Source organism: Burkholderia sp. MSMB1498, assembly GCF_001526245.1.
GTDB classification, from domain to species: domain Bacteria; phylum Pseudomonadota; class Gammaproteobacteria; order Burkholderiales; family Burkholderiaceae; genus Burkholderia; species Burkholderia savannae.
In genome coordinates this window covers 1-20,275 of sequence record NZ_LOYJ01000092.1, presented here as the reverse complement: position 1 = coordinate 20,275, position 20,275 = coordinate 1, and the positions used below count along the sequence as shown (strand labels likewise).

Below are 20,275 nucleotides of genomic sequence, written 5' to 3'. Positions count from 1 at the left end.
GCGCGCCTCAAAGGCTCACTCACGTTCGCGCCGCCCTTGCTTTCGACCCTTGCTTTCGACCCTCGCCCTTGCCCTTGCCCTTGCCCTTGCCCTTGCCCTTGCCCTTGCCCTTGCCCTTGCCCTTGCCATCGCCATCGCCATCGCCATCGCCATCGCCATCGCCATCGCCATGCGATGATGTCACGCCGCCTTCACATTTATTACATCGGCCATGCGTACTTTTACGTCTTTCCAACGGAAACGACCATGCCACGACCGATTCTTCGCCGCGCCGCCGCGCTTCTGCCGGCGCTCGCGGGCGCCACGCTGTTCCACGCCTGCACGAGCAGCATCGATAACCAGCCGGACGCCGCGAGCGCGCCCGCGAACATCCAGGCGGCGTGGGTCGAGATCGGCGACGCCAACCAGGCCATCGCCCGCGTGATCACGAGCTACGCGCCGCCCGCCGCGGCGTCGGCGGAGCCTGCGCCCGCCGTCTGCCCGCAACTGAGCGCCGACGGCAAGATCGCGCGGATGACGCTGCGCGTCGCCGCGGGCACCGCCGCGCAACGCCCGACCGCGAGCGATCCGGCCGATTCGAAGCCGTCGAGCTTTTCGGTATCCGTCTGCGAAACGGCACTGCCCGCGAACGCGAAGGACGTGACCGTCGCCGGACGAGCGCTGCCGCTGCCGAAGGCCGAGCCGCAGCGCGTGGCGATCATCGCCGACACCGGCTGCCGGATGAAGAAGGCCGACAACGCATTCCAAGCGTGCAGCGACGCAACCGTGTGGCCGTTCGCGACGATCGCGGCGAGCGTCGCGAAGCTGAATCCGGATCTCGTGCTTCACGTCGGCGATTATCACTATCGCGAGAACGCGTGCCCGCCCGACATCGCCGGCTGTAGGAACAGCCCGTGGGGCTACGGCTGGGACACCTGGCGCGCGGACCTGTTCGAGCCCGCCGCGCCGCTCTTCGCGAAAGCGCCGTGGGTGGTCGTGCGCGGCAATCATGAGGAATGCGCGCGCGCGGGCCAGGGCTGGTTCCGCTTCCTCGATCCGCGCCCGTACGCGGACGCGCGCTCGTGCAACGATCCCGCGAACGACGGCAACGCGAATTATTCGGAGCCCTACGCGGTGCCGCTCGGCACCGGCTCGCAGGTAATCGTGTTCGATACCGCGAAGGTCGGCCGCGCGGCGCTGAAGACGACCGACACGCAATTCCAGATCTACCAGAAACAGTTCCAGACGGTGGCCGCGCTCGCGAACAGGCCCGGCATGTCGACGACGATCTTCACGAACCATCATCCGATCCTCGCGTTCGCGCCGATCCCGGGCAGCACGCCCGCGCCGGGCAATCTCGCGCTGCAGTCGGTGATGTCGAGCCTCTATGCGCAGGCGTACTACCCGCCCGGCGTGCAGGTCGCGCTGCACGGCCACGTGCACGACTTCCAGGCGATCAACTTCGCGTCCGGCCATCCGGCGACGATCGTATCGGGCAACGGCGGCGACAACCTCGACGTCGCGCTGCCCGATCCGTTCCCGGCAAACCTCACGCCCGCACCCGGCGTCGTCATCGACAAGCTGTCGCACAACAACAGCTTCGGCTTCCTGATCATGGAGCGGCGCGCGTCGCCCGCGCGCGGCTGGACGTTCAAGGCGTACACGGCGGCGGGCAAGCTGCTCGCGACCTGCGACCAGGCGGGCACGACGCTCGCGTGCGACAAGACCGGCTTCGTCACGCCGTGACCGGCCGCAAGCGACGCGCGGCGACGCGGCGTGCGCCCGCATGCGCGGAACGCGCGCGGCGCGCCGCGCCGGCCCGCGCGCCGAAAGCAGGCGCCGTCGATACCGTCGCCCCGCATGCGACGGCGGTGCCGGCCGTGGCGCGATTCGGCCGCGCCCCCGCGCATCGTCGGGCGGCGCACGTTAAACCACCGGCATTCGCCGCCCGGCGCGCGCTCGAATTCGACGAGCGCGCGCCCGCGATGGCGCTTGCCGATCCGTCGGCCGGCGCAGCCGACGCGGCGCGACCGCCCCGTTCTCACCGCACATCCCGCTCGCTCGCACGATGAAGAAACATCGCATCATCCCGGCCATCGCGCGCGCCGCATGCGGCGCGCTCGTCGCGTGCGCATCGGTGATTGCCTTCGCGTCCGGTTCGGCGGCGACGAACACGATGAGCGCGATTCACACGACGGCCGCGACGGGCGCCACTAGCACGACGAACGCAGCCGATACGAAAATCACGCCCGACACCGCGCCCGCCTCGCCCCGCTCGGCGGCGGCGACCCTGCTTCCCGGCGCGCCGCCGCAGCGCGTCGTCGGCACGATTGGCCGACACACGCCGCAGGTCGCGTCGAAAGTCGATCCGACTGCGGCGGTGTTCCGCCCGGAGCCGGCGCTCGTCGCGCTCGGCAAGCGCGTGTTCTTCGATGCCCGGCTGTCGCAGCCGCGCGGCACGTCGTGCGCGAGCTGCCACGATCCGGGCCGCGCATTCGCGCCGACGCTGTCGAGCGCGGCGCTCGCCGGCCCGCGCGTGCCGCAGGGCAGCCGGCCCGGCCGCTTCAGCAGCCGCAACGCGCCTTCGCTGCTGTACGTGCGCTATGTGCCGCGCCGCCACTTCTATCAGGACGACGACGCGCTCGCGCCCGCGCCGTTCGGAGGCCTTTTCTCGGACGGCCGCGCCGATACGCTCGCCGAGCAGTTGCGCGGCCCGCTCTTCGATCCGAACGAGATGAACAACGCGTCGCCCGCGGCGCTCATGCGCAAGATCGACGGCACCGAGCTCGGCGCGGCGCTCGCCGAGCGCTTCGGCCCGTCGGTGCGCCGCGATCCCGAGCGGATGGCGCGCGCGCTCGGCGAAGCGGTGCAGGCGTATCTGCAAAGCGACGAAATGGCGCCCTTCTCGTCGCGCTACGACGCATACGTGACGAAGCGCGCGCCGCTCACGCCGCAGGAGCTGCGCGGGCTTGCGCTCTTCAAGAATCCGGACAAGGGCAACTGCATGAGCTGCCACACGCTGTCGGACACCGCGAGCCGGCCCGAGCGCTCGCTCTTCACCGACTTCGGCTACGACGCGATCGCGGTGCCGCGCAATCGCGCGCTGCCCGCGAACCGCGATCCGCGCCGCTTCGACAACGGCCTGTGCGACACCGCGGCGAAGCTGCGCTGGCCCGGGCCGACGCAATGGTGCGGCTACCTGCGCACGCCGGGGCTGCGCAACGTCGCGATCAAGGAGACGTTCATGCACAACGGCGTGTTCGACACGCTGCGCGACGCAGTCGCGTTCTACAACACGCGCTCGACCGATCCGGCGCACTGGTATCACGGCCGCGACACGTTCGACGACGTGCCGCCCGCGTATCGCGGCAACATCAACGTGAATTCGACGCCGATGAATCGCCGCCCCGGCACGCCGCCCGCAATGACGGACGCCGACGTCGACGATCTCGTCGCGTTCCTGCGCACGCTGACTGACGCGCGCTACGTCGAGCTGATGCCTGCCGCGCTCGACGGAAAAGCGGCGCGGCCGTGACGCTCGCCTGAACGGGCCGCCCCGATCCTCGCCCCGTCAGCGGCGCAGCGAGGATCGCGCCCCCGCTTGGGGCGGCGCCGCACGATCGATACACTGTGACGTACCGACGAAATTCGTCCACGGAAGGGGGAGCGTCATGCCGAACCAATCGATCGCAGCGCCGGACAGCACCGCGGTGCGCGTCGCGCTGTGGCGCGCGTTGCACGTCGAGATCGATGCGCCGCCGCACGTGCTCGACGACGAGATCGGCCTGCAGTTGGCCGCGCCGGACGAAGGCTGGCGCAGCCGGCCGGACATGGATGCGCAAGCGACGCGCGGCTACCGGGCGTCGATCGTCGGCCGCGCGCGCTTCGTCGAGGATCTGGTCTGCGAGCAGGCCGCGCATGGCGTGGCCCAGTACGTCGTGCTCGGCGCGGGTCTCGACACGTTCGCGCAGCGCAGGGCCAAGCTCGCGTCGCATCTGCGGGTATTCGAGGTCGACCAGCCCGCCACGCAGGCATGGAAGCGGCAGCGCCTGATCGCGCTCGGCTATGGCGTGCCGGACTGGCTGCGGCTCGTGCCGGTCGATTTCGAGGCGGGCGGCGTCTGGCGCGAACAGTTGAAGGCGGCCGGCTTCGACGGGGAACGGCCGGCCGTCGTGTCGTCCACCGGCGTCTCGATGTATCTGACGCGCGACGCGATCGCCGACACGCTGCGCCAGATCGCGACGCTCGCGCCCGGCTCGACGCTCGCGATGACGTTCCTGCTGCCGCTCGAACTCATCGACGATCCCGCCGAGCGCGCGCAGCACGAAGCCGTCTACGCGCGGGCACGTGCGGCGGGCACGCCGTTCGTCAGCTTCTTCGGCCCGTCCGAGATGCTCGCGTTCGCCCGCGAGGCGGGATTGCGCGAGGCCCGGCACGTGTCGACCGACGATCTCGTCCGGCGCTATTTCCGCGGCCGGACCGACGGCCTGCGGCCGTCGAGCGGCGAGGCGTTTCTCGTCGCGACGACGTGACGCGTGCGATCGGGGCGCGGGCGTCGCGGCGAGAGCCGATCGAGCCCGTGCTCGAGCCGGTGGCCCGGTTGCGCCCTGCTCGCGTTCAATTGGATGCGGCTCGGTGATCGTCGCGACGCGCATCGCGACATGACATCGGAAACGCTCTGAGAAAATCCGCCGCGACTCGATACGATTGGAGCGCGCGACGCTTGCAATCAGCTCATCGACGATCTCGACCGGGCCGGTTCGACGCACTTCGTTTTAACTGTTTACCGAAGAGATCGATCTTTTCGATTCCTCGAAACCCGCTTCCTGCGCCGGCTCATCGAATCGAATTTCGCCGGCGCCGCAGCTCGCCCGCTGCCCCGATTCGAGATCCCCGCGACGCCCGACGACGCCCGACGAAACACGGCCCGATCCGCAACGAACCCGCTCGCGTGGAATCCCCGAGTGGAAAACACCAATCTTCTCGGCAAAACCGGCATCGCCCAGAATCGAATCGATCCGATCGAATCGCCAATTTTCCGCAACATCTCATTTACCCATGAAAACGGACAGAAAATGAACTAGCATTTTCATGGCGACGGCCCGATGCCCAAAACCAGAAAACGAAGCCGGAACTCGTTGCCTCGACAAAGACCGGCGCTTTCCGTGCGAGCCGAATCGCCGTTTGAACAATGACCAACAATTAACGTGACCTTCCTTTCCATCGGATAACGCTTTATCCATTTCAATTGATCGATAGTCGTTTGGACGATCGGATTCGACCAATCCGATCGCGGCATGCTGCACGCTTATAAAAAAGGGGAAATCAGCATGACTTACTTACGTCAAAACATCTGGGATCTGGGTGCCGACTGGGCCGAGCCGATTCTCTGGTACGCACGCGGCGTCAAGGCGATGCAGGCGCGCGCGCTCGACGATCGGGCCAGCTGGCGTTTCTACGCGGCCATCCACGGATTCCAGAAGGACCTGTGGCAACGCGTGGGCTACCTGAACGCGCACGACAAGATGCCGAGCACGGCCGATTACCAGACCTTCTGGAGACAATGCCAGCACGGCAGCTGGTACTTCCTGCCCTGGCATCGCGGCTACCTGCTCGCGTTGGAGGCCGTCGTGCGCGACGAGATCGCGAAGCTGCGCGGGCCCAAGAACTGGGCGCTGCCCTACTGGAATTATTTCAAGCCGGGCCAGGATCTTCTGCCGAAGGCCTTCGCGTCGCCCGACTGGCCGGACGGGAAAGGCAACAATCCGCTGTACGTGAAGCAGCGCTACGGCCCGTACAACAACGGCGAAGTCTACGTGCCGACCCAGTGGATCAACATGAACGCACTCGGCGATCCCGATTTCGAAGGCGTGGCGAGCGGAGGCAGCCCCGGATTCGGCGGGGTGGATACGGGCTTCAGCCATAGCGGCCGGGTGCACGGCGGAATCGAGACGCAGCCGCACGACGCGGTGCACGGCATCGTCGGCGGCAAGAATCGGGCGACGGGCCTGCCCGGATTGATGTCCCACCCCGACATCGCGGGCCTCGACCCGATCTTCTGGCTGCACCACGCGAACATCGACCGGCTGTGGGAAGTCTGGCGAAGGAATCCCCCGGCTCACGTCGACCCGACCGCCGTGAATTGGCTGAAAGGCCCGGCCGCCATCGGCGAGCGGCCTTTCAAGATGCCGATGCCGCACGGAGACATCTGGACCTACACGCCCGGCGAAATGAGCGACCTGTCGAAGCTCGGCTATGCTTACGATGACGTATCGGCGCCGACCGCGACGCCGCTGACGGCCGCACGCGTGAGCCGCCTGCGCGCGCAGGCGACGGCCGAAACGCCGCAGGAGGACTTCGCCGTGACCGATCCGAAGATCGTCGAGCTGTTCGGCGCAAGCGACCAGCACGTCCCGGTGGCGGGCTCGGAGGCGCGCTCGTCCGTCACGCTCGACGCCGGCGTGCACCGCAAGCTCACCGCCAATCTGGCGGCGACCGCGGCCGCGACATCATCGACGCCCGACCGCATCTTCCTGAACCTCGAGAATGTCCGCGGTCTCGACGACGCGACCGTCCTCAACGTCTACATCAACGTTCCCGAAGGCGAGGACCCCGCGAAGTATCCCGACCATCTCGCCGGCTGCGTCGCGCTCTTCGGCGTGAGCAAGGCGACGGTGGCCGAGGACGGACACGCGGGCGACGGCGTGACGTTCGTGCTCGAAATCTCGCACGTGATCGATGCGCTGCACCTCGCCGGCGCGTTGCCGCCGTCCAAGCTCGACGTGCGGCTCGTCGCGGCGACGCCGGTGGCCGAAGAGTCGCAGGTGAACATCGGCCGCATCAGCGTGTATCGGCAGAGCACGTGACGCGGGGCCGATGATGAAGCTCGCCGAGCGACGGCTCGACGCGCCGCTCGTCGCGCTCGCGTCGATCAGCGTGATCGCGTGGTCCGCGTTGATCGTCGGCGCGGGCGGCCTGATGCCGCCCGCGCTCTGCGCGATCGCGGGCGACTGGCGCGTGCCGCTGTCGACCTGGCTGCGTCTCGCGTATTTGTCGAACTCGCCGGCGAAGTTCGCGGCCGATTCCGTGCTGATGGTCGCGGCGATGATGGCGCCGCTCGCCGCGTCGCCGCTGCGGCATGTACTGGAGCGCAGTTTCGCGCGCCGCCGCACGCGGGCGGCGCTCCTCTTCGTCGCCGGCTACGCGGCCGTCTGGCTCGCCGCGTGGATCGGCTTGCAGATCGCCGCGATCGCGCTGACCTGGGCCGCGCCGGGCGCCGTCGCGCGAATGAGCGCCGGGCTTGCGCTCGCGCTGCTTTGGCAGGCTTCGCCCGCCAAGCAGTGGTTCCTGAACGTCTGCCATCGCCGGCCGCCATTGGCGGCGTTCGGCATGGCCGCCGAACGCGACGCGCTGCGCTTCGGGCTGGCGAGCGGCGCGTCGTGCGCGGGGAATTGCTGGGCGCTGATGTTGCTGCCGCTGCTGGCCGGACCGGCGCACGTGCCCGCGACGATCGCGGTCATGGGCTTCATCGTCGCCGAACGGATCGAACGGCCGGCGACGCCCGCATGGCGATGCCGCGGCCCCGGCAAGGCCGTGCGCATCGTTTCGGCGAGGGTGCGCGCGACGCTGGCTTCGCTGCGCTTGCCCGTCTGACCTTCTCGGACGCACGACCGCGAATGCCCCGCTCGCGGAAAGCGCGGCGCTTCGCGTTCGTCATGCCGCCCTCGCAACCGCGCCGAGGTTCCATTGCCGCCGAGAAGGCCTCCGGCCTCCGGCCGACGATCGACGCCGCGCATGAGATTCGTTCGTCGCCGGGCCGCTCCCCGCCTCGCCGCATTCATCGGCATCGAACGCTGCGCGGCTGAACGAACCCGTCTCGCCTGAGCGTGCGCCCCCCCTTTTCGCGCCGCGTTCTCCTCACTGCGCTACCGCGTGGGTCCCGCGCCGCGCCGCATTCCAACTGCCGGCGCCCTTCGCGCCCCAATTCGCACCCTATTTAATGCAGTTGCACATACGACAAATACTGGATAAATTAACAGTACTGTGTTTTTAGCCAGTGAGGTGTCAAATGGAGCACCTGATTCGCATCGTCAACGATACCGATCGCCAAATCCTCGCCTGGCTGCGCAGCCAGGTCGGCGACGAACGCGTGGAGCGCGCGGCTCGGCACATGGGGCGCGTCCGCAAGCCTTATTTGTCGGCCGTTTGCCGCTACCTGGGCGTCTGGCCGCCGATCTCGCTGCGCAAGCCGCCCCGGCGCGCCGAAATCGATCGCACGGTGGGTGACCGTTACTTGACGCTGATCCGCCAGCACCTCGCTGCGCAAGCCGCAAGCCGGTAAGCGCCGTGTCCGGCGTCGACCGACGCAGTCGACACGGACAACACGGATCGACGCCGCGCGGCCGCCGCCGGCGCGACATGCCGCAACAGGCAGCGACATGCCGCAACACGGTGCAACGCCGCGCGACGCGGCGTCGCACCGTGCGATTCGATGCGCGACATCAAGGAACGCGCGTCGCCCGCTCGACAAAATATGCTGGTCGCGGCGACAGAAATCCTGTCAGCTCACCACGCACGAAGTCGTGCGCGCGTCGCGCCTTTCCCAGCCGCCTACCCCGCCCGCCAAGGCGCCGTCTGACATCGCCGCCGCGACACCCTCCAACGCATTTTGCGAGGCCCCCCGGCATGGCGAAGAAATTTCCGCTGCATCCGAAACACCCCGAACGCAATTGCTGGGGATGCGATCGATATTGCTCGGTCGACGCGCTGTCATGCGGCAACGGCTCCGACCGCACTCAACATCCGATCGAGTTGCTCGGCGACGACTGGTACGAATGGGAACAGGAGAACGAGGCGGCGCAGCAGCAACGGCAGCAAACGCAAGCAGCCGCTTGATGACGCCGCGCCGCGATCGTGCGAGCCCGCTTGGAATCGCTCGATGAAATGGACCGCTGCCGCCAGACATCGGGAAATGCGCGTTCCCGGCAATCACAGCGCCGGCGTGTGCCGACCGTCATCCGGCGTCCGCCCGGCCCGAATCGCGCAATAGGAACGAGCACGGCGAAGAGCGCCGGGCGATAGAGGTCGCGCGAACAACGCGCAACGCGACATCGCCGAAACGCGGCCGCGACGCGACGACACAAGCCGTCGGGCGCGCCTGACCACCGCACATGCTGCGCTCAACGAAGCAACCGAACCATGTGCTGCTCGTCATAAAACCGATCGCCGACACGCATCGCACGCCGCTCGACGCCGAACGTCTCGAAGCCGAGCGACGCATACAGCGCCTTCGCGAGTTCGTTTTCCGTGTTCACGCATAGATTGACCTGAGCGATGCCCCAATCGCGCGCCGCGTGCGTCAACGCGGCGTCGATCAACCGTCGCGCGAGCCCGGCGCCGCGATGCGCGGGCGCCACGAACACGCCCCAAAGCGTCGCCTTATGGCCGACCTGCACGAGCGCATCCCTGCGCACGCCGGCGATGCCAATCAATTCGTCTTCGGCGGCCAGCGCGCCGAACACCGCCTGCGTGTCCGACGCGCGAAGCCGCGCCTCCACTTCCGCCGTCGATCGCGCCGCTTCTTCGTCGCGCGTCGGCCATACCGCGCTCGGCGACGCATCGATCGCGGCGAGACGCAAGGCCTTGAACGCGGCGGCGTGAACGGGCTCGAGCAAACGGATAGCGATCATCGGGCAGTCGAAGGCAGAAACAGGAAGACCCCGATTCTACGCATTCCCGCGCCTCTCCGGCGCGCGCCGTTCAACGCCCGGCCCCGGCGCGTTCGATCCCTTCGAACGCCGCCATGCCGATCAGCATCGCCGCGACGAAGCCGAACGCCTTCGCGCCGCCCAGGCCGAGCGACACGACGGCCGGCCCCGGACAGTAACCGACGAGCCCCCAGCCGACGCCGAACGCCGCGCTGCCCGCGACGAGCCTGGGCGTGACGGCCCCGCGCGGCGGGATCTGCATCGGCAGCCCGAGCAACGAGCGCTCGCGCCGCTTGGCGAACGCGAATGCGACCGAGCCGACCGCGATCGCGCCTGCCATCACGAACGCGAGCGACGGGTCCCAGTTGCCGGCAAGATCGAGAAAGCCCTGCACCTTCGCGGGATTCGCCATCCCGGACACCAATAAACCGGCGCCGAACAGCAAGCCGGACAGGAATGCGAACAACACGCTCATGTCACCCTCCGAACACGTGGCGCAGCACGAACACCGTCGCGATGCCCGCCGCCATGAACACCGCCGTGGCGACGATCGAGCGCAACGCGCCGCGCGAGATCCCGCACACGCCGTGTCCGCTCGTGCAGCCGCCCGCATAGCGCGTGCCGATGCCGACCAGCACGCCGCCGGCGATCACCCTGGCCCAGCCCGCGTCGACGACGGGCATCGAGAACCAGTCGAGCGCGCTCGCGACGAGCGCGGCCGCGATCATGCCGGCGAGAAACGCCGCGCGCCAGCCCGCACCGCCGCGCCGGCCGGCGAGCAGCCCGCCGACGATGCCGCTGATGCCGGCGATGCGGCCGTCGAAGAGCACGAGCAGCGCGGCTGCGGCGCCGATCATCAGGCCGCCCGCGAACGAGAGGCCCGGCGTGAAATGAACGAGATCAACGGCCACGGCGCTTCCCCTTCTTGTTCGTTGCACAGAATTGCTCGTAGAGCACGGACATGATCGCGATCGCCGGCTCGCTCGCGAGCGCGTAGTAGACGTTCTTGCCGTCGCGCCGCGTTTCGACGAGCGCGCTCTCGCGCAGCACGGCGAGCTGTTGCGATAGCGTCGGCTGGCGGATGTCGAGCCGCGCTTCGATGTCGCTCACGCACAGCTCGCCGCATTGAGCAAGCTCGCACATCATCAGCAATCGATCCGGATTCGACAGCGCCTTCAGCAGCGCGCAAGCGGCGTCGGCCGACGCGCGCATCCCGGACAGTTCGATCGACGAACCGGCAGCACCCATCGCCTCACCTCCACAATCTACAAAATAACATTATATATTTTTGCATAATGAATGGCGAGAACGCAAACGCTGCGCGATCGTGTCGCGGCGTTCGATTTGGACCGTTAAGCGAGGCTTAAGCGCACGCCCGGCACAGTGGCGGCACGCGAAACCGCAGCCCGCATCGAAGAAACGACATGAAACGCATTCTCATTTTTCTGCTTTGTCTGAGTACGCTTGCCGCGGCCAGCGGATGCGCGACGCGGCAGACCGTCGCCGATTCCTACGTCGACGGCCCGCACCCCGCGCACATGGGCCGGCCGAACTGGCTTTGAGCCGGCGCCCGATCAGCCGGCGGGCCGAGCGGCGACGCACGCCGCATCGCACGTGGTGCGCCGCCATTTGCGCGGCCACGCCCCGGCCTTAAGATTTCCATAAGAATCGGCCGCCATAATCGATCGAGCCCGGTAATGTACGACGGCGCACGACACGTCGCGCCGACCGATCCCTACGAACGGCTTACCTATATGACGATCCGCGCGATGACACACGCCACCCGAACGCCAGCTCGCTACGACCTGCTCAGCCGCATCCTGCACTGGAGCGTTGCCGCGCTCGTGCTCGCTCAATTCGTGATCGGCTGGACGATGCCCGACGTGCACGGCACGGCGCCGCCCGCCGGCCTCGTCGCCTGGCATGTCGCGCTCGGCACCGCACTGATCGCCGTCATTGCGGCGCGCGCGCTGTGGTCAATCGTGCGCCGCAGCCCGCCCGCGCATCAGCAGGGCGCGCTGCTGTCACTCGCGGCGAGCGCGGTTCACAAGCTGCTGTACGCCGCGCTGATCGCCGTGCCGCTGCTCGGCTGGCTGAATGCGAACGGCCGCACGTGGCAATTGAAGCTCGCGGGCATCGTCCCGCTGCCGACGATCGCATCGCCTCATTCGCTCGGCGCGAGCATCGGCGAATGGCACAGCCTGTCGGCGACGCTCTTCATCGTGCTGATCGGCATGCATGCGCTCGCGGCGCTCGTTCATCGCTTCGTGATGAAGGATGGCGCGTTCGAACGGATGATCTGATCGCGACGCGCGGCGGTCGATCGAGCATCGAGCCGCCGCGCACGCAACGACCACGCGGAGTGATGTCGTGGCGGCGAGGATCGGCCGGCTGCAGGCTCGTGGCCGGCGCGGCCCTCGCCGCCTGCATCGCTCTCTTCGACCCGGCTCGCGCCGGGTCTTTTTTTCGTATGTCGAATCAACCGGAAGCCGGGCCTCGAGTTGTTCGTCGATGCGGCAGCCGGCCCGGTCGTTTCGCGCGAATCGACCGAGCCGGCATCGTCACGATGTGGCGCGCGGGGCTACCCGCGTCGCGCCGCGAGCCCTCGCACCACATCGACCATCGCATCGACCTCGTCGCACGTGTTGTAGAAAGCAAGCGACGGACGCACCGTCGCTTCGAGTCCGAAGCGACGCAGGATCGGCTGCGCGCAGTGATGCCCGGAGCGCACGGCGATACCCTCCTCGTTCAGCGCCCGCCCGACTTCTTCCGTCTCGTAGCCCTTCAGCACGAATGACAGCACGCTCGCCTTGTCGCGTGCGGTGCCGACCAGCCGCACGCCCGGCACCGGCGCGAGCACGCCCGTCGCATAGGCAAGCAGATCGTGCTCGTAGCGCGCGATGTTCTCGATGCCGACGCGCGTCACATATTCGAGCGCCGCACCGAGCCCGACCGCGTCGGCGATGTTGCCCGTTCCCGCCTCGAAACGGTTCGGCGGCGGCTGGAACACGGTGCGCTCGAACGTCACGTCCGCGATCATGTTGCCGCCTCCCTGCCACGGCGGCATGTCGTCGAGCAGCGCGCGCTTGCCGTACACGACGCCGATGCCGGTCGGCCCGTAGATCTTGTGCCCAGAGAACACGAAGAAGTCGGCATCGAGCGCCTGCACGTCGACACGCATGTGCGAAATCGACTGCGCGCCGTCGACGAGCGCCTTCGCTCCCGCGCGATGCGCGAGCTCGACGATCTCCTTCACCGGCACGACCGTGCCGAGCGCATTCGACACCTGCGTGACGGAGACGATCTTCGTGCGGTCGTTGAGCAGCTTCCGGTACTCGTCGAGCAATACCTGCCCCGTGTCGTCGACGGGAATCACGCGCAGCGTCGCCCCCTTCGATGCGGCCAGTTGCTGCCACGGCACGATGTTCGCATGATGCTCGAGATGCGACACGACGATCTCGTCGCCTTCGCCGACGTTCCGGACTCCCCACGTTTTCGCGATCAGGTTGATCGCCTCCGTCGTGCCGCGCACGAACACGATCTCGTCCGGCGACGCCGCGCCGATGAAGCGCTGCACGGTCGCGCGCGCATGCTCGTACGCGTCGGTCGCGCGCCCCGCGAGCGTATGCGCGGCGCGGTGGATGTTCGAATTCTCGTGCGCGTAGAAGTAGGCGAGACGGTCGATCACCGCTTGCGGCTTGTGCGTCGTCGCCGCGTTGTCGAACCAGACAAGCGGTTTGCCGTTCACCCGTTCGGAGAGGATCGGGAAGTCGCGGCGAATCGCGTTGACGTCGAACGGCGGATGCGCGCCGGCTCCGGGCGAATGCGAAGCCGCGGGCCGCGCATCGTCGATGAAGTAGCGCGACGCGCCGTGTCGATCGGCCTGCGGCCGCTGAATCGGCAGCAGGTCGCGCAGCGCCTGCTCGTCCGGCAGGCCGAACGCGCGCGGCGACGCGATGCCGTCCTGCGGCACGACGATCTGCGCGGCGTCGCGCTGCCAGCCGTGCGATGCGCGGTCGACGAAGTAATACGGCGAAGACGACGATGCGAACGCAGACGGCATCGCCGTCGCGGACGCGTCGGTTGCCGATTGCGTGGCGACGGCCTCCTGCACGGGCGGCACGCCGAGTGCGGCACCGCCCGCGCGCGGCTCGAGCGCCGGCGCGATCGCTACGACGTTGTCCGGCAATCCGTTTTGCGCCGCCGCGTGCGGCGCGAGCGCGGGCGCGCGATTGCCGAGCGACAGCACGTGCGTCGGCGCGGGCGCGAGGTTCGCGCCGGGCACCTTGCCGGGCGGCGCACCGACGCCCGGCATGCCCGTGCCGGTGCCGCCGGGCCCGGCGAGCGGCGAGCCCGCCGGCGCGGGATTCGACGCCGACGCGAGAAGCGGCGCGGCGGCCGGCAGCGCCGACGGCACGCCGCCGACCGCGCCGCTTCCCGCGCCGACGTCGGGCGCGGCGGATTGCCCCGGCAACGCCGCGAGAAACTCGGACGCGAGGCGCGCGAGCGTCGCCGGATCGGGCAATCCGGCAGGCAGCGGCGCATGCGGCGGCGCGACGCTCGAGGCGCTCGCGGCAGGATTAACGGTAGGTGTCGGGATAGTCATGGTACTTGCCGATCTCCACGTCATCGAGGACAGCCAGCGCATCCGGCGAATGGACGGCGAGCGAGCAGTACAGCGAAATCAGATACGACGCGATCGCCTGATTGTTGATCCCCATGAACCGAACCGACAGGCCCGGCCCCTGCTCGCCCGCGACGCCCGGCTGATAGAGGCCGACGACGCCCTGCCGCTTGTCGCCGACGCGCAGCAGCAGGATTTTCGTCTTGCCGTCGGCAACCGGCACCTTGTCCGACGGAATCAGCGGAATGCCGCGCCACGTCAGGAACTGCGAGCCGAACAGGCTCGTGGTCGGCGGCGGCACGCCGCGCCGCGTGCATTCGCGGCCGAACGCGGCGACCGCGAGCGGGTGCGTGAGGAAGAACGCAGGCTCCTTCCACACTTTCGTCAGCAATTCGTCAAGATCGTCGGGCGTCGGCGCGCCCGTCAGCGGAAACACGCGCTGCTCTTCCGCGACGTTCGCGAGCAGCCCGTAATCGGGGTTGTTGATCAGCTGGCTTTCCTGCAGTTCCTTGATCGTCTCGATCGTCAGGCGCAGTTGCTCCTTGATCTGATCGTGCGGACTGCTATAGAGATCGGAGATTCGCGTGTGAACGTCGAGCACCGTGCTCACTGCGTTCAGGAAGTATTCGCGCGGCGCTTCCTCGTACGGCACGAAGGTGCTCGGCAGCGCGCCCTCGTCCTCGCGCGCGGTGCAGGCGGCCCGCACCGCTTCCGGGTTCTTCACCTGATTCAGACGATAGATGCCGGCCTCGACGGGCACCCATTGCAGCAGGTGCGTCAGCCAGCGCGGCGTGATCGTGGAAAGCTGCGGAACAGTCTTGGTGGCATTGGCGAGTTGCCGTGCTGCGTTGTCGCCGAGCGCCGTCTGGCCGCTCACTATCGTCGACATAGAGGACTCCGGGGGCTATAGAACTAAATCTGGAATGCTTATCAGCAGAACGCATTATCGAGACGCCATTTGGGCGGCTCAACATGCTATAGACGCCAATTCGGGGAGATCGAACAGGGATTCAGCGCGCGGTCGACAGCGACGCGTTCGATGCCGGCGACACGCCGAATCCTTGCGACGCGGCCTCGGATACGTCGACGCCGGAGGACAACAGCCGCGCGATCGGCACGCCGAACGCGCGCGCGAGCTTCTCGACGGTGACGATCGAAGCGATCGCGGTGCCGCGCTCGATCTCGCCGACGTACGAGCGGTTCAAGCCCGCATGCTCGGCGAGTTGCTCCTGCGACCACGCGCGCGCCTCGCGCAACTGGCGAATCGCCGCGCCGAAACGTTGGACGAGCGCCGTCATCACAGCGCTCCCGCGGCGGAAAGCGCCGTGTCGCTTGCGCCGTTCGCGCCATTCGCGCCCGGCACGCCAGCCGGCGCGTCGGCCTGCACGTCGGCCGGCCGCGCCGGATCGCTGCGCGTGACGGCCTGCGTGACATGGCTGCCCGGCGCGACGTCCTGCGTGATCCAGACGTTGCCGCCGATCACCGCGCCCTTACCGATCGTCACGCGGCCGAGAATCGTCGCGCCCGCGTAGATGACGACGTCGTCTTCGACGATCGGATGGCGCGCGAGGCCTTTTTCGAGATGTCCGGATGCGTCCCGCGGAAAGCGCTTCGCACCCAGCGTGACCGCCTGATAGACGCGCACGCGCTCGCCGATGATCGCCGTCTCGCCGATCACGACGCCCGTGCCGTGGTCGATGAAGAAGCCGCCGCCGATCTGCGCGCCGGGGTGAATGTCGATCCCCGTCTGCGCATGCGCATGCTCCGCGACGATGCGCGCGAGGAGCGGCAATTCGAGGCGGTACAGCTCGTGCGCGAGCCGGTGGTGAATCATCGCGAGGACGCCCGGGTAGCAGAGCAGCACCTCGTCGACGCTGCCCGCGGCCGGATCGCCATGAAACGCGGCGAGCACGTCGCTGTCGAGCAGCGCGCGGATCGCGGGCAGGCGCGCGGCGAACGCGCGCACCGCGGCGTCGGTCTTCGCTTCGATCGCGGCCTCGGCCTGCGCGCTCGCGTCGTGCCGCCCCTTGTAGCGCAGCTCGAGCCGCGCCTGCGCGAGGAGCGCGTGCAGCGCGTCGTCGAGCGCATGGCTCACGTAGAAATTTTCGCTCTCCTGCCTAAGATCGGGCGGCCCGAGCCGCATCGGAAACAGCACGCCCTTCAGCGTTTCGACGATGCTCGCGAGCGCCTCTCGCGCCGGCAATTCGCGCCCGCCCGGCTCGAGCGAGCGGCGCTGCACTTCGCGCCAGCGCTGGCGCACGGTTTGAAGCGATTGAACGATGTCGTCGATGTCGAATACCGCCACGGCTGCCGCTCCTTGTTGCTTCTCGTTGTTTCTCGTTGCTGGCTGACTGCTGCTCGCTACTCACGGCCGGTCGATGCCGGTTGCCGCACCGGAACCGACCGCATCGGTCAACTCTGCTGCCACGGCAACCCGTGCAACCGCCAGCCGTTGATCGCGCCGCGATGGCCCGCATCGTCGAGCTCGCCCTCGAAGCCTTCGAGCACGTTGAAGACTTGCGTGAAGCCCGCCTTCGCCGCCGCTTCCGCGGCGAGCGCCGAACGGTTGCCGCTGCGGCACAGCAGCAGCACGGCCGCGTCCTTGCCCGTCTTCGCTTCGAGCTCGCGCGCGAAGCGCGGGTTGCGCGTGAGGCTCGTGCCGGTCGCCCAGGGCACGTGCAGACTGTCCGGCACGTGGCCGACGAACGCGCGCTCCTCCGCGGTGCGCACGTCGACGAGCCGCGCGGCGCCGGCCGTGACGAGCGCCCATGCGTCGCGAGGCGATATGCCGCCCGCATACGGCAAGCCCGCCGCGCGCGCGGCTTCGCGTGCGGCTTCGAGCACCGCATGTGTGGAGCGTTCTTCGAGTTCAACCGTCATGGCGTCTCCTTGTGGGTATCGCGCATCGTGCACGAGACATGGGCCGGGCTCGACGGCGAGCGCTGTCCGAGCGCCGTCTATAGCCATCAAGGCTCCACTATGAAAGAGCCGCCGCAAAAGCCGAACCAATTATTTTTCATTTCGAAATGAGGCCGGGCATGCGGGAGATAGTCGCGATGTCGGATTGATTCGGGCGGGAAGCGCGACACGTGCGACGCCGGCGCTCGTCGTTCTCACGTACGACGAAAGCGTGCGCGCGTCGCTCGCGCACGCCGCGGCAACGCGCTCGCGCGAAGGACGCTCGGGCCGTCGGCCCAGCAATCGAAGCGCAGGCACATCACGCCTTACGCTACCATTACACGCAACGCTCATTGTGAATACGCCATGCCTCATGCTTCCTGGCCTGATCAGGCCGATCCGTACCGCTTCCTCGAAGAACTGGAAAGCCCCGCGAGCGTCGACTGGGTCGACGCGCAGAATGCGCGCACGCACGGCGCGCCATGGCTCGACGGCGCACGCTACCGCGCGCTCGTCGAGCGCTTCACGAAGGCGCTGCTGCCTCGCGAGCGGCCCGTGATCCCGCAGCGCTGGCAAGCGTGGGCCTACGACGTATGGCAGGACGAGCGCCATCCGAAAGGCCTGTGGCGGCGCGCGCCGTGGGCGAGCTGGCGCAGCGGCCGCGCCGAGTGGCAGACGCTGATCGATCTCGACGCGCTCGGCGCGGCGGAAGACGTTCAATGGGTGTTCGACGGCGAGCTCATCCTCGAGCCGGACGGCGATCGCGCGCTGATCGTGCTGTCCGACGGCGGCGCCGATGCGGTCGTCGTGCGCGAGTTCGATATCGAGCAGCGCCGGTTCGTCGACGGCGGCTTCTCGATCGAGGCGGCCGGCAAACATTCGATCGAATGGATCGATCGCGACACGGTCTATGTCGGCTGGGACAACGGCGGCCCGAGCGTCACGCGCTCCGGCTATCCGCGCGAAGTCAGGCGCTGGACGCGCGGCACCCTGCTATCGGACGCGCCCGTCGTGTTTCGCGGCGCACGCGGCGACATCTCCGTCGACGCGCAATACGATCCGGTCGATCGGCACCACATGATCGAGCAGGCGATCAACTTCTACGACGCGAATACGTATCGCCTCGGCGACGACGGCGCATGGATTCGCTACGACGCCCCGGCGCACGTCGAGGTCGGCTACTGGAACGGTTGGCTGCTGCTCCAGCCGAGGCTCGACTGGACCTGCGGCGGCGCGCGCTACACGGGCGGCAGCCTGCTCGCGATCCGGGAAGATGCGTTCGTCGCGGGCGAGCGCGCGTTCGCTACGTTGTTCGAGCCGAACGATCGCACGTCGGCGTGCGGCTGGACGCACACTCGCCGCTACCTGCTGGTGTCGTGGCTCGACGACGTGCTCACGCGCACGCTGCTCTGGCTGCCCGAGCAGCAGGACGACGGCGCCTGGCGCTGGCGCGCGCGCCCGTTCCCGGCGCGCGGGCTCGCGCAGGTCGACGTGTCGCCCGTCGAGCCGACGTTCGATGACGAGGTGTACGTGAGCGTCGGCGATTACCTGACGCCGCCCGAATACTCGCTCGCCGACCTCGCCGACGACGACCTGTCGGCATGGACGCTGCTCGATCGCTGGCCGACCCAATTCGATGCATCCACGCTGACGGTGCGGCGCGAACATGCGCGCTCGCGCGACGGCACGCTGGTGCCGTATACGCTGGTCGGCCCGCGCGACGCATTGGACGATGCGGGTCGCGCACCGCGTCCGTGCCTGCTGTACGGCTACGGCGGCTTCGCGATTGCGCTCACACCGGACTACGATCCGCTGCTCGGCATCGGCTGGCTCGAAAAAGGCGGCATCGCTGTCTTCGCGCATATTCGCGGCGGCGGCGAATTCGGCACGCGATGGCACGAAGCGGCGCGACAAACGGAGCGGCAGCGCTCGTTCGACGATTTCATCGCCGTCGCCGAAAGGCTCGTGGCGGACGGCGTGACGACGGCCGGGCAGCTCGGCATCCGCGGCGGCAGCAACGGCGGCTTGCTGGTGGCGGCATGCATGATCCAGCGCCCGGACCTGTTCGGCGCGGTGGTGAGCGACGTGCCGCTGCTCGACATGCAGCGCTATCCGCACTTGCATGCGGGCGCGTCGTGGCTCGACGAATTTGGCGATCCTGACGATCCCGGCCATGCGCCGACGCTCACGGCATACTCGCCGTATCATCGAGTCGCGCACGACGTTGCATATCCGCCGGCGCTCTTCACGACGTCGACGAGCGACGATCGCGTGCATCCCGCGCATGCTCGGAAGATGGTCGCGCGCATGCATGCGCAAGGGCACCGGAACGTATGGCTGCTCGAAAAAACCGATGGCGGCCACGGCAGCGCCGACGCAATCGACACGGCCGAGCACGAAGCGATCGGATATGAGTTCCTCTGGGGCCACTTGTCCCGCGACGCGAAGGACCGGCGCGAGTAAATCGCCATGAGAAGACGGGCGGGCGTTCGGCGTCCCGCCGCCCCGCCGTCCCGGCGCTCGCGGCGCGGCTCCGGGCGACCGCGTTCGCTTCAGAAGCTTGCCGGGACGAACGTGACTTCGTCGCGAGTTGCATATGCGGGGATCGCGGATTCGTCGCCGGATTTCCCGTGTTGCCAAGCGCGCGTATCCGATGATGCCAAGACGAACGAAGTCGATTGGCTTCGTTCGCCTTGGGCGAGCGCACCGTTGGAGCGCTCGCCTTCCGCGTCGCGCGTCGGCCATGCCCTGTTCGCGCTGCGCTTCACGACTTCACGTCGTTCCCGCTCCGTCACGAAGGCAACCGCGCCGCATCGCTCGACGAACAAGTCGCCTGCAATCGCGAATCGAGCGCGAATCGACCATCGACATGCTTCGTCATCCGTACGATTGAAGCGCATCGCACCCGCATCGCGATGTCACCGCGCGGCGGGCGGCTCGCGATCGCCGCCGGCAATGCGGCGATCGCGCCCGACGAACATTCGCCGCGTCCCGTCGTTCGACATGCCGCGAGCGCCTCGTCACCGGCCGCCGTCGTTCTCCCGAATCACCGCCTCCGCCGCCGCGT

21 protein-coding genes are annotated in these 20,275 nt (G+C 68.3%); 11 read left to right on the top strand and 10 right to left on the bottom strand.

From position 1 onward, the window contains the following. Positions 1-19: 19 nt before the first annotated feature. Positions 20-253: a hypothetical protein gene (locus WS91_RS36070; protein WP_156432411.1), complete on the bottom strand. Its 234-nt coding sequence runs from the start codon at positions 251-253 to the stop codon at positions 20-22. On the opposite strand from WS91_RS36070, the gene WS91_RS20025 reads away from it, so the two are divergent. The 7 genes from WS91_RS20025 (at position 247) to WS91_RS19990 (ending at position 8,874) form a co-directional block, all read left to right on the top strand. Then, positions 247-1,725, top strand: a complete 1,479-nt coding sequence (locus WS91_RS20025) for a metallophosphoesterase family protein (RefSeq protein WP_059670873.1) — start codon at positions 247-249, stop codon at positions 1,723-1,725. The two genes, WS91_RS36070 and WS91_RS20025, sit on opposite strands and share 7 nt — an antisense overlap. A 322-nt stretch (positions 1,726-2,047) precedes the next feature. Continuing rightward, the gene (locus WS91_RS20015) at positions 2,048-3,514 is read left to right on the top strand and encodes a cytochrome-c peroxidase (RefSeq protein WP_231752053.1); all 1,467 of its coding nucleotides are present in this window, start codon (positions 2,048-2,050) and stop codon (positions 3,512-3,514) included. Positions 3,515-3,650: 136 nt separating this feature from the next. Continuing rightward, on the top strand, positions 3,651-4,511 hold the full coding sequence (locus WS91_RS20010; RefSeq protein ID WP_038753020.1) for a class I SAM-dependent methyltransferase: 861 nt from the start codon (positions 3,651-3,653) through the stop codon (positions 4,509-4,511). A gap of 798 nt (positions 4,512-5,309) precedes the next feature. Continuing rightward, a complete protein-coding gene (locus WS91_RS20005) occupies positions 5,310-6,845 on the top strand; it encodes a tyrosinase family protein (protein WP_231752052.1) in 1,536 nt (511 codons plus the stop codon). A gap of 10 nt (positions 6,846-6,855) precedes the next feature. Further along, positions 6,856-7,632 (top strand): copper chaperone, encoded by a 777-nt coding sequence (locus WS91_RS20000; RefSeq protein WP_226377290.1) that lies wholly within the window; start codon positions 6,856-6,858, stop codon positions 7,630-7,632. A gap of 415 nt (positions 7,633-8,047) precedes the next feature. Further along, complete coding sequence (locus WS91_RS19995; RefSeq protein WP_059579102.1) at positions 8,048-8,320, top strand: hypothetical protein; 273 nt, start codon at positions 8,048-8,050, stop codon at positions 8,318-8,320. A gap of 344 nt (positions 8,321-8,664) precedes the next feature. After that, positions 8,665-8,874 (top strand): DUF3079 domain-containing protein, encoded by a 210-nt coding sequence (locus WS91_RS19990; protein WP_038753016.1) that lies wholly within the window; start codon positions 8,665-8,667, stop codon positions 8,872-8,874. Positions 8,875-9,158: 284 nt separating this feature from the next. Here WS91_RS19990 and WS91_RS19985 read toward each other — a convergent pair whose 3' ends face one another. The 4 genes from WS91_RS19985 to WS91_RS19970 all read right to left on the bottom strand — a co-directional run bounded on the left by WS91_RS19985 (position 9,159) and on the right by WS91_RS19970 (position 10,934). Then, positions 9,159-9,668: a GNAT family N-acetyltransferase gene (locus tag WS91_RS19985; RefSeq protein WP_059648030.1), complete on the bottom strand. Its 510-nt coding sequence runs from the start codon at positions 9,666-9,668 to the stop codon at positions 9,159-9,161. Between the two features lie 70 nt (positions 9,669-9,738). Further along, the gene (locus tag WS91_RS19980; protein WP_059648028.1) at positions 9,739-10,161 is read right to left on the bottom strand and encodes a DUF6691 family protein; all 423 of its coding nucleotides are present in this window, start codon (positions 10,159-10,161) and stop codon (positions 9,739-9,741) included. A gap of 1 nt (position 10,162) precedes the next feature. Beyond that, the gene (locus tag WS91_RS19975; RefSeq protein ID WP_038753010.1) at positions 10,163-10,597 is read right to left on the bottom strand and encodes a YeeE/YedE family protein; all 435 of its coding nucleotides are present in this window, start codon (positions 10,595-10,597) and stop codon (positions 10,163-10,165) included. Further along, complete coding sequence (locus WS91_RS19970) at positions 10,587-10,934, bottom strand: ArsR/SmtB family transcription factor (protein WP_038753008.1); 348 nt, start codon at positions 10,932-10,934, stop codon at positions 10,587-10,589. The genes WS91_RS19975 and WS91_RS19970 overlap by 11 nt, the downstream gene beginning before the upstream one ends. A gap of 176 nt (positions 10,935-11,110) precedes the next feature. Here WS91_RS19970 and WS91_RS36900 point away from each other — a divergent pair, with 176 nt between their 5' ends. Both WS91_RS36900 and WS91_RS19965 read left to right on the top strand, forming a co-directional pair. Beyond that, positions 11,111-11,248, top strand: coding sequence for a hypothetical protein (locus WS91_RS36900; protein WP_197422256.1), 138 nt, complete (start codon positions 11,111-11,113; stop codon positions 11,246-11,248). A gap of 207 nt (positions 11,249-11,455) precedes the next feature. Beyond that, on the top strand, positions 11,456-11,989 hold the full coding sequence (locus WS91_RS19965; RefSeq protein WP_059670871.1) for a cytochrome b: 534 nt from the start codon (positions 11,456-11,458) through the stop codon (positions 11,987-11,989). Between the two features lie 278 nt (positions 11,990-12,267). Here WS91_RS19965 and WS91_RS19960 read toward each other — a convergent pair whose 3' ends face one another. From WS91_RS19960 to WS91_RS19940, 5 genes are all read right to left on the bottom strand, one after another. After that, positions 12,268-14,292: a family 2A encapsulin nanocompartment cargo protein cysteine desulfurase gene (locus tag WS91_RS19960; protein ID WP_052145230.1), complete on the bottom strand. Its 2,025-nt coding sequence runs from the start codon at positions 14,290-14,292 to the stop codon at positions 12,268-12,270. Next, positions 14,267-15,199 carry a family 2A encapsulin nanocompartment shell protein gene (locus tag WS91_RS19955; protein ID WP_038755522.1) on the bottom strand — a complete coding sequence of 311 codons (933 nt, stop codon included), beginning with the start codon at positions 15,197-15,199 and terminating at the stop codon, positions 14,267-14,269. The genes WS91_RS19960 and WS91_RS19955 overlap by 26 nt, the downstream gene beginning before the upstream one ends. A 121-nt stretch (positions 15,200-15,320) precedes the next feature. After that, positions 15,321-15,608 (bottom strand): helix-turn-helix domain-containing protein, encoded by a 288-nt coding sequence (locus WS91_RS19950; RefSeq protein ID WP_038755520.1) that lies wholly within the window; start codon positions 15,606-15,608, stop codon positions 15,321-15,323. Further along, complete coding sequence (gene epsC / locus WS91_RS19945; RefSeq protein WP_059579111.1) at positions 15,608-16,615, bottom strand: serine O-acetyltransferase EpsC; 1,008 nt, start codon at positions 16,613-16,615, stop codon at positions 15,608-15,610. The genes WS91_RS19950 and epsC overlap by 1 nt, the downstream gene beginning before the upstream one ends. Positions 16,616-16,722: 107 nt before the next feature. Beyond that, a complete protein-coding gene (locus WS91_RS19940) occupies positions 16,723-17,190 on the bottom strand; it encodes a rhodanese-like domain-containing protein (RefSeq protein WP_059579115.1) in 468 nt (155 codons plus the stop codon). A gap of 384 nt (positions 17,191-17,574) precedes the next feature. Between WS91_RS19940 and WS91_RS19935 the strand changes: the two genes are divergently transcribed. Together WS91_RS19935 and WS91_RS19930 are read left to right on the top strand one after the other, a co-directional pair. Continuing rightward, positions 17,575-19,671 (top strand): prolyl oligopeptidase family serine peptidase, encoded by a 2,097-nt coding sequence (locus WS91_RS19935; RefSeq protein ID WP_059579118.1) that lies wholly within the window; start codon positions 17,575-17,577, stop codon positions 19,669-19,671. 215 nt (positions 19,672-19,886) lie between these two features. Beyond that, positions 19,887-20,275, top strand: a 389-nt coding sequence (locus tag WS91_RS19930; protein WP_156432410.1) for a hypothetical protein, incomplete at its 3' end; no start/stop codon positions are given.